Source organism: Acidocella sp. (genome assembly GCF_036489515.1).
Taxonomy (GTDB): domain Bacteria; phylum Pseudomonadota; class Alphaproteobacteria; order Acetobacterales; family Acetobacteraceae; genus Acidocella.
The window spans coordinates 41,647-55,499 of the sequence record NZ_DASXFO010000089.1; the positions used below are offsets into that span (position 1 = coordinate 41,647).

Sequence of the window (13,853 nt, forward strand, 5' to 3'; positions counted from 1 at the left end):
AAGTAGCAAAAAAACTTTGCTATGCTGGGCTATGGGCGTTGTTGCTGACAACGCCCATAGCCCAGCATAAAAAGAAGTTTTTGCGTCGCTTTTTCCAGGGCTTGTTGAGATTCATCGTGAATTGATGACGGCTGAGGCGAGATAGACCATTGCTTTGAAGCTTTGGTCTGTTTTGTCGCTTCGCATGGCGATGCGCTTGAACTCCTTGAGTTTGGCGAAGAAATTTTCGATGAGATGGCGCCAGTTGTAGATATCGCGGTCGATCGGACGCTTTTCGACGCGGTTTTTGCGCTGCGGGATGACAATGCTTGCCCCGCGTTTTTGCATTTCATCGGCAATTGAATGGATATCGAAGGCCTTGTCAGCGATGAGACCAGCGAATTCGATGTCCTGAATGAGCGGTGGGACACCGACGGTATCGTAATGCTGACCTGGCATCAGGAGGAAGTGCACGAGATTACCCAACGCGTCGGTGAGCGCCAGGATTTTGGTCGCCCAACCACTGACGGTTCGGCCTATGGCCTGGCTTTGGGTCCCCCTTTTGCGCCCTGGCCGTGCCGATGGACCTTCACGACGGTGGCATCGACCATGGCGTACTCCATGTCGGGATCATCCGACACGGCTTCGAAAAGCCTCCGAAAAACACCGGCTTTCACCCAATCGCTGTAGCGCTTGAACACCGTGTTCCACTTGCCAAAAAACGGCGGCAGGTCACGCCACGGGCTGCCTGTCCGGGCAATCCACAGAACAGCCTCCAAAAATAAGCGGTTATCCTTGCCACTCCGCCCAGGGTCGCTCGGCTTCCCCAAACAGTGCGGCTCCATTTTCGCCCATTGAGCGTCCGTCAGTGCAAAGCGGTCCATGAAAAGCGTGAATCACAAACGCCGTGACCAGGGGAATCCCTAAATCTCAACAAGCCCCAAAAAGCGACCGCTTTCCTTCAACGCAAAGCAGCCCTGCCACAGCGCGGCAAAAATCGTCACTTCCCCCCTGCCCTTTTCCGCAGAATAAGCTATTAGACCCTTTGGCCCGCGTAGCGATGAGGCCAAAAGGATCGGGCCAAACCCGGAGTTGCAATTTGAGTGAAGGGTTAGCCGATGCCGGTGCCGTATTCCGCTGAAGATTTTGACCGGATTTTCGATGCGACCATCCTCCGCCGCGCGCAGAGCGTGATCGCCCTCGGCTTCGTGAAGGAAGTCGAGCTGGAAGGCGACACCATCACCGGCGCTGTCGAAGACATGGACGGGACCAGGCGCTCCACCAGCATCACCCCGGAGAAAAAGGGCAGCCGGATCTCCTTCGCCGAACGCGAATGCAGCTGTGGCGAGCGCGGCTGCCGGCATCTGGCCGCCACCGCGCTGGCGGCGCTGGCGAAGTTCCCCGACCTGCGCAAGGCCGCGCCGAAATCGCTGATCGACACCATCATTCCGGCGCATGAGCGCACCACGCCGCCACCACCGACCCGGCTGCGCCCCACCGGCCGGCGCCCGCGCGCGGCGGTGATCGCGCCGATCATGCCCGAGTCGCCGGAACCCGGCGCCACCGTGCTGGAACGCCCCGCCACCCCGGTGCTGCGCCTGCGCCGCCTGCACGCGCCGGACGAATTCGGCCGGCAGCGCATGATCGACGTGCTCACGCTGGATTTCGACTATGGCGGCGTGCGCGTCGACGGCGCCGATGAGGCACAGTTCATCCGCGTCAAATCCGCCGGGCAGATCGCCTTCATCCGCCGGGACACCGTCGCCGAGGTGGCGGCGCTCGACGCGCTGCGCCCCGACGCCTTCGTGCAGATGCGCGTGGCCGACGGCAAATCCGCGCGCGGCCAGCGCGTGCTGGTGTTCCGCGGCCAGGAAGCGGCGGCGAAATGGCACCATTTCGTCGCGGTGCGCGTGCCCGAGCTCACGGCGCTGGGCTGGCAGAGCAGCATCGACGCCAATTTCGGCCCGCAGCTGGCCGACAATGTCGGCAATATCGACGTGCAGGTGGAGGATGCCGAGACCGGCAGCTTCAGCCTCGAATTCGGCATCGAGGTCGACGGCGTGCGCCAGCCGCTGCTGCCGATCCTCGAACATCTGCTGGCGCGCGGTGGCATCGACGCGGCGCAGATCGTCGAGGGCGAGATCATCACCAGCATGGAGGACGGCCGGGTGATCAAGCTGCCGGCTGAGCGCATCAAGCGCTTGCTGGCGGTGATGGGCGACCTGATCGAATCCGCCGGCCGCACCGCCGAGAAGGCGCTGGTGCTCCCGGTCGGCGCCGCCGCCACGGTGCTGGAGCTGGAGGATGTGCTCACCACCTCCTGGCAGAACGCCGCGACGATCGAGGCCTATGTCGAAAAATTCCGCGGCGAGCCGGAAATCATTCCGGTGCTGGTGCCGGAGGAATTCAAGGCCGAGCTGCGCGCCTATCAGCAATATGGCGTGGACTGGCTACAACATCTGGCCAGCCACGGGCTGGGCGGCTTCCTCGCCGACGATATGGGCCTGGGCAAGACCGCGCAAACCATCGCGCATATCTGCGTCGAACATGCCGAAGGCCGCCTCACCGCCCCGGCGCTGATCGTGGTGCCGACCAGCCTGGTCGCCAACTGGTCGGCGGAGCTGATAAAATTCGCGCCGCATCTGAAGGTCGCGGTGCTGCACGGCATGGACCGCCACGAACGCCGCGAACGGCTCGACGACGTGAACGTGGTGGTCACCACCTATACGGTGCTGACCCGCGACATCGAGGAGATGAAGCGCATCTCCTGGCACATCGTGGCACTCGACGAGGCCCAGGCGATCAAGAGCCCCGAGGCGCGGGCGACGCGCGCGGTCTGCCAGCTGCACACCACGCACAAGCTCTGCCTCTCGGGCACGCCGATCGAGAACAATCTCGATGAATTATGGTCGCAATTCGCCTTCCTGATGCCGGGCCTGCTCGGTGACCGGCGCGGCTTCGCCAAGCGCTTCCGCACGCCGATCGAAAAGAATGGCGATCCGGTCTGCCGCGCGCAGCTGGTGCAGCGGATTTCCCCCTTCATCCTGCGCCGTACCAAATCCGAAGTGGCGACCGAACTGCCGCCCAAGCACACCATCCTGCGCCGCATCACCCTCGCCCCGGACCAACGCGAGCTGTACGAGACGATTCGCGGCACGCTGTACGAGACCGTGCGCGAGCAGATGGCCGAACGCACGCTGGCGCAGAGCCGCGTGATCGTGCTCGACGCGCTGCTGAAACTGCGCCAGGCCTGCTGCGACCCGCGTTTGGTGAAAGTGGGGCAGAACCGCGCCACCGAATCCTCGGCCAAGCTCGACGATTTGATGGAGATGGTCTCCGAACTGATCCCCGAGGGGCGGCGCATCCTGGTGTTCTCGCAGTTCACCTCGATGCTCGACCTGATGAAGCCACGGCTGCAGGAGGCCGGCATTCCCTTCGTCGAGCTGCGCGGCGACACCCGCGACCGCGCCGAACCGGTACGTTCCTTCGAGGCCGGCGAAGTGCCGCTGTTCCTGATCTCCCTGAAAGCGGGCGGGCGCGGCCTCAACCTCACCTCGGCCGACACCGTCATCCATTACGATCCGTGGTGGAACCCGGCGGTGGAGGCGCAGGCCTCCGACCGCGCGCACCGTATCGGGCAGAAGCGCTCGGTGTTCGTGTACAAGCTGATCGCCGTGGATACGGTGGAAGAACGCATCCTCGAACTGCAACAGCGCAAGGCGGAACTCGCCAGCATCGCCTTCGCCGACACCGGCAGCCTCGCCCTCAACGCCGACGACATCAACTTCCTGTTCGGCTCGCCGGATGCGGAGCGTGAAGCAGCGTAGAGAAAGACTTCTTTTTGTGAACAAAAAGAAGCAAGAAAACTTTGTGACTCTGGGCCATGGGCGTTGTCGGGGACAACGCCCATGGCCCAGAGTCACAAAAATTTTTGCGCCGCTTTTTTTCTGAATAGGATGCAGCGTGGGTAAACTCGTCTGGCTCGCTTCCTACCCGAAATCCGGCAACACTTGGCTGCGGGCGTTCCTGCATAATTTCCTGCTCCAGCCGGAGGCGCCGCAGAGCATCAACGCGCTAACGGATGTTTCAGTGGTGGAATGCGCCGCAGCGTTATTCGGCGCGCCGGGCACGGCGTTTACCCCGGCGGATGTGCAAAAAGCGCGGCCGGCTGTGCATCAACGGCTGACGGAGCTGCATCACGGACCGGTCTTCGTCAAAACCCATAACGCCAATCTCGCCATGCATGACGTGCCGCTGTGCACGCCGGCGGTAACGGCTGGAACGATCTATGTCGTGCGCGATCCGCGCGACGTAGCGGTGTCCTACAGCGCCTATACCGGCATGAGCCTCGACGAGATCATCGCCCTCATGGCCGATCCACGCGCCGCCCTGCGCGGCACGGATCTGCAGGTGTTCGAATTTCTCAGCTCATGGTCGGAGCATGCGCGCTCCTGGGTCGGCGCCAAAAACCGTCTTTTGGTCCGCTATGAAGACCTGCTGGCGAATCAGGAGGCCGCGTTTGGCCGTGTCGCGCGTTTCCTCAGCCCCAACGTAGATGCGGAAAGGCTGCGCCGCGCCATCGCCTTCAGCGATTTTTCGATCCTCGCCACGCAGGAGAGGGATTCCGGCTATCGCGCGCACGGCACGGCGGCGCAAACGCCCTTCTTCCGCGCCGGCAAAAGCGGGCAATGGCGCGACGTGCTGACCACCGCCCAGGCGCAAAGCATCATCGCCGCGCATGGCGAGGTTATGCGGAGTTTTGGTTATCTCTAATAAGCAAAAGGAAGACTTCTTTTTGTGAACAAAAAGAAGCAAAAAAACTTTGATTATGCTGGACTATGGGCGTTGTCGCTGACACAGCCCATGACCCAGCATAATCAAAAATTTTTGCGCCGCTTTTTTAAAAAGCGGCTACTTTCTTCTCACTCAGGCGGCGGTGAGCTGCAGTACCCCGGCCAGGCTGGCGGAGGAGAAACGGTAATTCGCCGCGTCGGCGAACACCGCGCGCAGCAGCTGGTTGTTGAGCGCGTGGCCGGTGCGGCTGCCGACAAAGCGGCCGGAGATCGGCGCGCCGGCGAGCGCCAGATCGCCCACCACGTCCAGCAGCTTGTGCCGCACGAATTCATCCGCCCAGCGCAGGCCTTCGGGATTCAGAATTTTGTCGCCATCGACGACGATCGCGTTGGCGAGGCTGCCGCCTTTGGCGAGCCCGACCTTGCGCAGCGCCTCGACTTCGCCGGCCAGCGTGAAGGTGCGGGCCGCGGCGATTTCCCGCGCGAAACTCTCCGCCGTGAGATGCAGGCTGTAAGCCTGGGCGCCGATCGCGGCGGCGGAAAACTCGATCGCCAGCGACAGGTCGAAGCCGACGCCGCCCGGATTGTGTGGACGCAATTCCGCAAACGCGCCGTTATGCTCGACCCGCACCACGCGCAGGATTTCCAGCATGTCGCGGCGGCTGCCCTGCTCGATGGTGCCGGCGCTCTCGATCAGGAACAGAAAGGGCGCAGCGGAGCCGTCGAGAATCGGCAACTCCGCGGCGTCCACCTCGACCACCAGGTCGTCAATTCCGCAAGCCGCGATCGCGGCCATCAGGTGCTCGATGGTGCCGACCCGCGCCGCGCCTTCGCCGAGCACGGTGCAGAGCCGCGTATCGTTCACCTGGTCGAATTTGGCCTGAATGGACACACCGAGATCCGTGCGACGGAACACCACGCCGCTGCCGCAGGGAGCCGGCAGAAGTTTCAGCGCCACATCCTGGCCGCCATGCAAGCCGTGCCCGACACAGGAAATCGCGCTCTTCAGCGTCCGCCGCGGCATGGCTGCAAGCTCGAAGCCGGTCTGGCTATGGCGGTCACGCAAAGACGACATAATGGTCCCATCGTTAATGATGCGTTGCAATCTAGCGCCGCGTCCCGCGTCGGGCCAGTCAATCATTATTTCTGATTATGTCGCCCTAAGCTTCTGATAATGCAGCTTTTAAAGTGACACATCTTATTGATTTCAACCGACATTGAAATCAATAAGCCCGCCATGGACATGGCGGGCTTATTGAGCAAGCTTCAAGTGGCCGCTTTTTGAAAAAAGCGGCGCAAAAACTTTTGGCTATGCTGGACCACGGGCGTTGTCGGCGACACAGCCCATGGCCCAGCGTTAAAAAAGTTTTTTTGCTACTTTTTGTTCACAAAAAGTAGCCTTCCCTTCAGGAATTATTCCGGCGCAAAAAGGCGGGAATTTCCAGGCCGATTTCGTCGATCTGCGCCGGGCGCACGGTGGCGCGTGCCGGTTCGCGGTATTGATCCACGGGCTGCGGGTCGTGCTGGTCGACATGGATCGCCGGCTCGTGGCGGACCGGCTGGGGCTGCGGCGCCTGCTTGGGCGCGCTGCCAAATCCGAACACGGATTTGAAGATGCTGGTCGCACGGCTCGGCTCGTGGCTGCGCTGCGGCTCGGCCACGGGGGCGGCGGTGCGCACCGGCGGTGCCATGCGCGGCTGCGGCGGCATCTGTGCTGCGACCGGCTCGCTGAATCCCAGCTCCTCAGGGGCGCGCGGCGCGTAGGCGCGGGACACCAGGGGGGCTGTCGGCGGTTCCGGCACATAACCCGAACCGCGCGCGGCGGGCGCCTGCAACGGTTGGCCCAGCACCGGCACCGGTTGCGCCGGCATCGGCTGCGGCGCCGGTTGCTGAACCTGCGGCGGGAACGCCACCGGATCGGTGGGGCCACCATTTACGACCTGCAGCTTCGGCATCTGGCCCACCTGCGGCGAGGCATTGTCGATGCCGGTCGCGACCACGGAGACGCGGATGCGCCCGGCCAGGCTCTCATCCAGCGACATGCCGAACATGATGTTCGCGTCCTTGTCGACTTCCTCGCCGATGCGGTGCGCCGCCTGGTCGACCTCGAACAGCGTCACGTCGGAACCGCCGGTGATGTTGATCAGCAGGCCGCGCGCGCCCTTCATGTTGGTGTCCTCGAGCAGCGGATTGCTGATCGCGGCTTCCGCGGCGCGAATCGCGCGGTCCTCGCCCTCGGCCTCGCCGGTGCCCATCATCGCCTTGCCCATTTCCGACATCACCGAGCGGATATCGGCATAGTCCAGGTTGACGATGCCGGGCATCACCATCAGGTCGGTGACGCCGCGCACGCCCATGTACAGGACGTTGTCGGCCATCTCGAAGGCCTCTTTCCAACCGGTCCGCTCGTTCGCGACCTTGAAGAGATTCTGGTTGGGAATCACGATCAGCGTGTCGACATAGGACTGCAGCTCGTTGATGCCCTCTTCGGCGGCGCGCATGCGGCGCTTGCCCTCGAAGGCGAACGGCTTGGTGACGACGCCAACGGTGAGGATGTTCCGTTCGCGCGCCATGCGGGCGATGACCGGCGCCGCACCGGTGCCGGTGCCGCCGCCCATGCCGGCGGTGATGAAGACCATATGCGTGTTCTCAAGATGCCGCGCCAGATCGTCGGCGGCTTCGTCGGCGGAGGCGCGGCCGACTTCCGGGCGGCCGCCGGCGCCGTTGCCCTGTGTGAGATGCGGCCCGAGCTGAATGCGCTTTTCCGACAGCGAGCGCTGCAGCTGCTGCGCGTCGGTATTGGCCGCGACGAAATCCACGCCCGGCAGATTCAGTGAGATCATGTTGTTGACGGCATTGCAGCCGCCGCCCCCCACACCGAAGACCGTGATGCGTGGCGTGAAGTCGGTATGCGACGTCTTTTGGATCGTCAGGTTCAGGGTCATTACAGAATCTCCTCGGACAATGTCGGTAAAGAACGCGCCGTTTTCATGTCAAATGCGATTTTTCAAAAAGTCGACGACACCACGAAGCCAGCCGCCGTGGCGTTCTGATTCGAAGTTGATGTCCTGCATCGTCTGGCCGTCGCCGGTGGCGAAGGCCAGCAGGCCGACCAGCGTGGCGAAGTTCGCCGAAGTCGCTGAATCGGGTAGGCCGATCATGCCGCCGGGGCGCCCCAGCCTGACATTTCGTTCGAGAATCTGCGCCGCCATCTCGCGCACGCCGCCCAGCTGCGAGGCCCCGCCCGTGAGCACCACGCGCGTGCCGCCGGTGCTGCCCAGGCCGGCGGTTTCCATGCGATCTTTCACCAGCTCGAAAATCTCCTCCAGCCGCGGCCGAATGATGCTGATCAGCATCGAGCGGGGAACTTTCATGATCTGGTGTTCGTCCTCGCCGACCTGCGGCACCGGCAGCAATTCGCGCTCATCATCCGGGCTGCCCTGACAATTGCCATACAACGCCTTCAGGCGCTCGGCATGCGCGACCGAGGTGGAAAATCCGCGCGCGATGTCATTGGTCACATGGATGCCGCCGATCGGCAGCTGCGCGGTGTGCAGCAGCCGCCCTTCGGCGAACACCGCCAACGTCGTCGTGCCGCCCCCCATGTCCACCACCGTGGCGCCGAGTTCGCGCTCGTCATCGACCAGCGAGGCCAGCCCCGCCGCCATCGGCGCGGAGACCAGCGCCGCGATGTCCAGCTCACAGCGCGACAGGCAGGCAGACAGCGTGCGCAAAGCGGTGTTGCCGGAGTCGACCACGTGCAGCTGCGCGGTCAGCGTGTCGCAGAACAGCCCGCGCGGATCGCTGACGCCGATCGTCTCGTCGGTGGAAAAACTCAGCGGCAGCACATGGATCGTGGCGCGCCCCTCGGACATCGCGCGGACCCGCGCCTCGCGCACCACGCGCTTGATGTCGTCCGCCGTCACCGCGCGCCCATCCACCGGCCACTGCACGTTGAACAGGCGGCTCTCCGGCTGACCGCAGGACAGATTAACATAGACCGATTTCAGCCGGATATCGGCCTGTTCCTCGGCGGTTCCCACCGCCGCGCGGATCGCCTTCTCGGCCACGTCGAGATCGATGATACCGCCGGACTTGATGCCGCGGCTCTTCTGCCAGCCGAAGCCCAGCGCGCGCAGCCTACCATCCGATTCGGCGCGGCCGATCAGGCAGGCGATTTTGGTCGAGCCAATGTCGAGCACGCCGAACGGGCCCGAGCGCACGCCGCGAACCCACATCGTTTCATCCGGCAGCGGCCTGACCGCACGGTCGGAAGATTGGGTGCGGCGCGACATGTCATTCATTGGCAAGCGCTTCCTTCATGTGTGCCGGGACTTTCCCGACTCGGGTTGAGGCACAGGATACGGCCTCACAACGAGTCGTCCAGGCATGCGAAGATCGATGACTTCCACCGGACGGTCGAGCAGCTGCAGGCTCGTCTGCAGCGCCGCGAGCTGGGTGATCGCGGCCGCCTCGCCGGCATCGGGCAGCATCACCACGGTCCGGTCCTTCAGCACCAGGTTCCAGCGCAGGCCGTCCACCCGCTCCGCCGCCACCACATGCGAAAGCACGGTGGGGGCGCCTTGCAGTTCGGTCATCAACGCCTGCGCGTTTTGCGGCGCGTCGGCGCCGACCAGCAGCAGCAGCCAGGGCTCGCGCCGTTTCGCCGCGATCGCATTCTGGTCGGCGATGACATTGCCCTGTTTGTCGATCAGTTCGAATTTGGGCGGCTGGCCGTTGCTGCCGCCGGTCTGCCAGATGGCGAAGGCGTTGCGCTCGGTGATGCTGACGATCAACGTACCGGGCAGCTCGCGCTCCACCGTCGCCGTCTGCACCGGACCCAGCTGCTCGACGCGCTGGCGCACCGCGGTGAGCGAGAAGCCGAATGTGGGCTCTCCGTCGCTCACGCCGATGGCCCGGCGCAGCAGCGTCATGTCGGTCTCCTTGGCGCCGACGATCTGCACATTGGAAATACGCAGCCCCAGCATCTTACCGATCGAAGCGAAGCCCGAGCTGTGACGGACCGGCGCTGCGGCGGTTGCCGACCGTTCCGGCACCGAGCGCACCAGTTCGGCGATGAGGATCACCACCACCAGCCCGCCGACCAGCCCGAGGCCGGGCCGCAGGCTGCGCCGTATGCGCCGGATGAACAGCGCCCGCGATGACAGACGATCCTGCGCCGGTGCGGCTTTTTTCGCACGCGGGCGCGGCGGCCGGCTGGGCGGCTGCCTGATCCCGTCATCGCTGTCGGCGCTCACGCGCGGCATGCTGCCCTCTCCACCATCCAGGCGCAGAGCGCCGGAAAACTCATGCCGGTATAGGCTGCCTGCTCGGGCAGCAGCGACGTCGGCGTCATGCCCGGCTGCGTGTTCACCTCCAGCAGCACCAGCCGGCCGCTGGCATCGTCATAGCGCAAATCCGCCCGCGACGCGCCGCGACAGCCCAGCGCCTGGTGCGCCGCGAGCGCGATCTCGCGGGCGCGCTGCGTGATCGCCTCGGGCAGTTCCGCCGGCACCACGTGGCGCGACCCTCCGGCCGCATATTTGGCGTGGTAGTCGTAGAATTTTTCCGTCGGCAGGATTTCCGTCACCGCCAGAGCGTGGTCTTCCAGCACCCCCACGGTCAGCTCGCGCCCCGGCACGTAAAGCTCGGCCATTGCCGGGCCGTAATGCCATTCCTCGACGATTTTCGCGCGGCTGTTGTCGCCCAGCTTGACGATGTACACGCCGACCGAGGAGCCCTCGTTCACCGGCTTCACCACATAAGGCGGCGGCAGCGGATCGTGATCGGCGAGTTCGGCCACATCGATGATCCGGTGTGGCGCCACGGGCAGCCCCGCCGCCGCGAACACCGCCTTCGCCGCGGCCTTGTCCATGGCCAGCGCCGAGGCGCGCACGCCGGAATGGGTGTAGGGGATGCCGAGATAATCCAGCACGCCCTGGATCGTGCCATCCTCGCCGAAGCGTCCGTGCAGCGCGTTGAACACCACGTCAGGCGCCGGCGTCAGCGCCGCGATCAGCGCGCCGAGATCATCGCTGACCTCTACCGGCAACACGTCGAATCCAAGGCCCTGCAGCGCCGCAATCACCTGCGCGCCCGAGGTCAAACTCACTTCCCGTTCGGCGGACATGCCGCCATGCAGAACCGCAACGCGGGTCATCCTGGCACTCCAATTCTCTTGATTTCCCAACGCAGCGACACACCCGAACTTTGCGCGACGCGCACGCGTACGTCTTCGCCCAGGCCCTCCAGATCCGCAGCCGTCGCTTCACCGTTGTTCAGCAGGAAATTGCAATGAAGTTCCGAAACCTGCGCGTCGCCGCGGCGTAGGCCACGGCAGCCGGCGGCGGCGATCAGCTCCCACGCCTTCATGTTCGGCGGGTTGGCGAAGGTCGAGCCCCCGGTGCGCGCGCGCACCGGCTGCGTCGCCTCGCGGCTGACCTTGATCTCCTGCATGCGCGCGGCGATCACCCCGGCATCGCCCGGCCGCGCGCGCAGCCGCGCCCGCACCACCACCGCATCCGGCGGCAGGCTGGCGTGGCGGTATGAGAGCGCGAGCTCGATCGGGGTCACGCGCACCAGGTCCCCGGCACGGGTGACGATCTCGGCCCAGTCCAGAACATTGGCGATCTCGCCGCCGTAAGCCCCGGCATTCATCGCCACCGCGCCGCCGATCGTGCCCGGAATGCCGGAGAGAAATTCCAGGCCGGACAGCGCCGCCGTGGCCGCATGCTCGGCGACGGTCACATCCAAAGCTGCCCCCCCGGCGATGATGCCGTCGGGCTCGACCACGATGTCGCTGAAACCGCGCACCAGCTTGATCACCACGCCGTGGATGCCGCCGTCCCGCACGATCAGGTTCGACGCTGCACCGATCACCGTGACGGGCATTTCCAGCGGCAACTGCCGCAGCAGCGCGCCGAGATCGTCGACATCCGCCGGGCGCACCAAAAACTCCGCCGGCCCGCCGACGCGAAACCAGGTCATCGGCGCCAGGGTCGCACCTTTGGCAATCCGGCCGCGAATGTCAGGCAGCGTCATCATCGCCGCGCCTGCGTTTGCAGCGCCTGCAGCCCGCCCGGGAGTGCCGCCGCCCAATGGGTGATGTTGCCGGCGCCCAGGCAGATCACGTAATCGCCCTGGCGCGCGATGGCATGCACCATTTCCGCGAGATGCGCCGGATCATTCAGCGGCACGACGGAACGATGGCCCCGCGCGCGCAAACCTTCGACCAGCGCGTCGCGGTCCACACCCTCGATCGGCGCCTCGCCGGCGGCATACACATCCGCGACGATCACCGTGCCGGCATCGTTCATGCAGGTGCAGAACTCGTCGAACAGCGAGTGCAGGCGTGTATACCGATGTGGCTGCACCACCGCGATCACATCTCGTGCGCCCGCCTGCCGCGCCGCTTTCAATACCGCGGCGATCTCCACCGGATGATGCCCGTAATCGTCAATCACCGTGATGCCGCCCGCCTCGCCGGTCTTGGTGAAGCGCCGCTTCACCCCACGGAACCCCAGGAACGCGCCGCGCAGCGTGGCGTCGTCGATATCCATCTCGACACCCACCGCCACCGCCGCCAGCGCGTTCTGCACATTGTGCTGGCCCAGCATCGGCAGCCGGAACGGTCCCAGCTTGCGTTCCCGCTTGCGCGCGCGATCGGCCACCACCACGTCGAACGTCGCGCCGTTCCGATCGGTGGTCACCCGCTCGGCCCGCACATCGGCCTGCGGCGAGAATCCGTAGGTCACAACGCGATGATCCGACAGCCGCGGGATCATCTGCTGCACCGCCGGGTGATCCATGCACAGCACGGCAAAGCCATAGAACGGGATGTTGGAGACGAACTGATCGTAACCGGCGAGCATGGCTTCCTTGGTGCCCCAATGGTCCAGATGTTCCGGGTCCATATTGGTCACCACGGCAATCACCGCCGGCAGGCGCAGAAAGCTGCCGTCGCTCTCGTCCGCCTCCACCACCATCCAGTCACCGGAGCCCAATCGCGTGTTGGTGCCGTAGGCATTGATGATGCCACCATTGATCACGGTAGGATCGAGCTTCGCGGCTTCGAGCACCGTTGCGATCAGGCTGGTGGTCGTCGTCTTGCCATGCGTGCCGCCGATCGCGATCGACCATTTCAGCCGCATCAGCTCGGCCAGCATCTCGGCCCGCCGCACCACCGGGATCAGATGCGCGCGCGCCGCCGCCACTTCGGGATTGTCGCGCTTCACCGCGGTAGAGACCACCACTACCTGCGCATCACCCAGATTGGCCGCGTCATGGCCGATCATCACCTTGATGCCAGCATCGCGCAGCCGCTTCACATTCGCCGAGTCCGAAATGTCGCTGCCCTGTACGCGATAGCCGAGATTGTGCAACACCTCGGCGATGCCCGACATGCCGATGCCGCCGATACCAACGAAATGAATCGTGCCGATGGAAAGGGGCAGTGCTCTCATAGCCAGCCCCCCCAGCCCTCGCCGTCATGCCGGGGCTTGGCCCCGGCACCCACGCCTTGCTTTCGCGCAACACGTGAAGGCGTCGATGCCGGGCGGGAGCCTGTCCTCGGGTCGGCCTTCGGCCGAGCCCGGGAGCCCGGCATGACGCGGGACACTCGTTCTTTCACCATTGTTCCGGAAGCGAGTCTCATGCGTGCACCTCCTGACGCATGCGTGCCTCCACCAGATCGGCCAACCGCGCCGCCGCGTCCGCCTGCCCGATCGTCGCTGCCGCGCGTGCCGCATGTGCCAGCATGTCGGGCTCGTCCAGCAACAGCGTCAGCCGCTCGGCCAAAGTCGTCGGCGAGACATCGCTTTGCGCCATCATCGACGCCCCGCGTGCCGCCACCAACGCGCGGGCATTCGCACTCTGATGATCATCGATCGCGCCCGGTAGCGGAACGAGAATCGCCGGCCGCCCCACCACCGCGAGCTCCGCCACGCTCGAAGCCCCGGCGCGCGAGATCACCAAATGCGCCGCCGCCAACCGCGCGGCCACATCGGGAAAGAACGACGCCAGCTCCGCGGACACACCACACGCGCCATAGGCGGCCTTCGCGCGGTCCAGATCCTCCGCCCG

Annotated in this window: 11 protein-coding genes; 2 read left to right on the forward strand and 9 right to left on the reverse strand. The window is 64.9% G+C overall.

Translation table 11 applies throughout. From position 1 onward, the window contains the following. Nucleotides 1–111 precede the first annotated feature (111 nt). Nucleotides 112–863, reverse strand: a protein-coding gene (locus tag VGG47_RS12945) for an IS5 family transposase (protein WP_331539210.1) whose coding sequence is annotated in 2 segments (ribosomal slippage) — nt 112–533 and nt 533–863 — 753 coding nt in all. Because the reading frame shifts where the segments join, the coding sequence is not laid out codon by codon here. 234 nt (nt 864–1,097) lie between these two features. Here VGG47_RS12945 and VGG47_RS12950 point away from each other — a divergent pair. Together VGG47_RS12950 and VGG47_RS12955 are read left to right on the forward strand one after the other, a co-directional pair. Continuing rightward, nucleotides 1,098–3,806: a DEAD/DEAH box helicase gene (locus VGG47_RS12950; protein ID WP_331539212.1), complete on the forward strand. Its 2,709-nt coding sequence runs from the start codon at nt 1,098–1,100 to the stop codon at nt 3,804–3,806. A 136-nt stretch (nt 3,807–3,942) separates the two neighbouring features. Next, the gene (locus VGG47_RS12955) at nt 3,943–4,752 is read left to right on the forward strand and encodes a sulfotransferase domain-containing protein (RefSeq protein ID WP_331539214.1); all 810 of its coding nucleotides are present in this window, start codon (nt 3,943–3,945) and stop codon (nt 4,750–4,752) included. A 153-nt stretch (nt 4,753–4,905) separates the two neighbouring features. Here the strand turns inward: VGG47_RS12955 and lpxC are convergent, their stop codons facing one another. The 8 genes from lpxC to VGG47_RS12995 form a co-directional block, all read right to left on the reverse strand. After that, on the reverse strand, nt 4,906–5,847 hold the full coding sequence (gene lpxC / locus VGG47_RS12960) for a UDP-3-O-acyl-N-acetylglucosamine deacetylase (protein ID WP_331539216.1): 942 nt from the start codon (nt 5,845–5,847) through the stop codon (nt 4,906–4,908). A 331-nt stretch (nt 5,848–6,178) separates the two neighbouring features. Next, the gene (gene ftsZ, locus VGG47_RS12965; protein ID WP_331539218.1) at nt 6,179–7,717 is read right to left on the reverse strand and encodes a cell division protein FtsZ; all 1,539 of its coding nucleotides are present in this window, start codon (nt 7,715–7,717) and stop codon (nt 6,179–6,181) included. A 48-nt stretch (nt 7,718–7,765) separates the two neighbouring features. Then, complete coding sequence (gene ftsA / locus VGG47_RS12970) at nt 7,766–9,076, reverse strand: cell division protein FtsA (protein ID WP_408842059.1); 1,311 nt, start codon at nt 9,074–9,076, stop codon at nt 7,766–7,768. A gap of 15 nt (nt 9,077–9,091) precedes the next feature. Beyond that, nucleotides 9,092–10,039, reverse strand: coding sequence for a cell division protein FtsQ/DivIB (locus VGG47_RS12975; protein ID WP_331539220.1), 948 nt, complete (start codon nt 10,037–10,039; stop codon nt 9,092–9,094). Further along, nucleotides 10,027–10,932 carry a D-alanine--D-alanine ligase gene (locus VGG47_RS12980; RefSeq protein WP_331539222.1) on the reverse strand — a complete coding sequence of 302 codons (906 nt, stop codon included), beginning with the start codon at nt 10,930–10,932 and terminating at the stop codon, nt 10,027–10,029. Before VGG47_RS12980 ends, VGG47_RS12975 begins: the two co-directional genes overlap by 13 nt. Continuing rightward, nucleotides 10,929–11,816 (reverse strand): UDP-N-acetylmuramate dehydrogenase, encoded by an 888-nt coding sequence (murB, locus tag VGG47_RS12985; protein WP_331539224.1) that lies wholly within the window; start codon nt 11,814–11,816, stop codon nt 10,929–10,931. Before murB ends, VGG47_RS12980 begins: the two co-directional genes overlap by 4 nt. Next, nucleotides 11,813–13,234: a UDP-N-acetylmuramate--L-alanine ligase gene (gene murC, locus VGG47_RS12990; protein ID WP_331539226.1), complete on the reverse strand. Its 1,422-nt coding sequence runs from the start codon at nt 13,232–13,234 to the stop codon at nt 11,813–11,815. Before murC ends, murB begins: the two co-directional genes overlap by 4 nt. Nucleotides 13,235–13,421: 187 nt before the next feature. After that, the coding region (locus VGG47_RS12995; RefSeq protein WP_331539228.1) for a UDP-N-acetylglucosamine--N-acetylmuramyl-(pentapeptide) pyrophosphoryl-undecaprenol N-acetylglucosamine transferase at nt 13,422–13,853 on the reverse strand (432 nt) is incomplete at its 5' end.

What these genes read in the sequence shown, in the direction of transcription:
- VGG47_RS12980 (WP_331539222.1), bottom strand. Translation starts at nt 10,932, where the DNA reads ATGACCCGCGTTGCGGTTCTGCATGGCGGCATGTCCGCCGAACGGGAA.
- ftsZ (WP_331539218.1), bottom strand. Translation starts at nt 7,717, where the DNA reads ATGACCCTGAACCTGACGATCCAAAAGACGTCGCATACCGACTTCACG.
- lpxC (WP_331539216.1), bottom strand. Translation starts at nt 5,847, where the DNA reads ATGTCGTCTTTGCGTGACCGCCATAGCCAGACCGGCTTCGAGCTTGCA.
- murC (WP_331539226.1), bottom strand. Translation starts at nt 13,234, where the DNA reads ATGAGAGCACTGCCCCTTTCCATCGGCACGATTCATTTCGTTGGTATC.
- ftsA (WP_408842059.1), bottom strand. Translation starts at nt 9,076, where the DNA reads ATGAATGACATGTCGCGCCGCACCCAATCTTCCGACCGTGCGGTCAGG.
- VGG47_RS12975 (WP_331539220.1), bottom strand. Translation starts at nt 10,039, where the DNA reads ATGCCGCGCGTGAGCGCCGACAGCGATGACGGGATCAGGCAGCCGCCC.
- VGG47_RS12950 (WP_331539212.1), top strand. Translation starts at nt 1,098, where the DNA reads ATGCCGGTGCCGTATTCCGCTGAAGATTTTGACCGGATTTTCGATGCG.
- murB (WP_331539224.1), bottom strand. Translation starts at nt 11,816, where the DNA reads ATGATGACGCTGCCTGACATTCGCGGCCGGATTGCCAAAGGTGCGACC.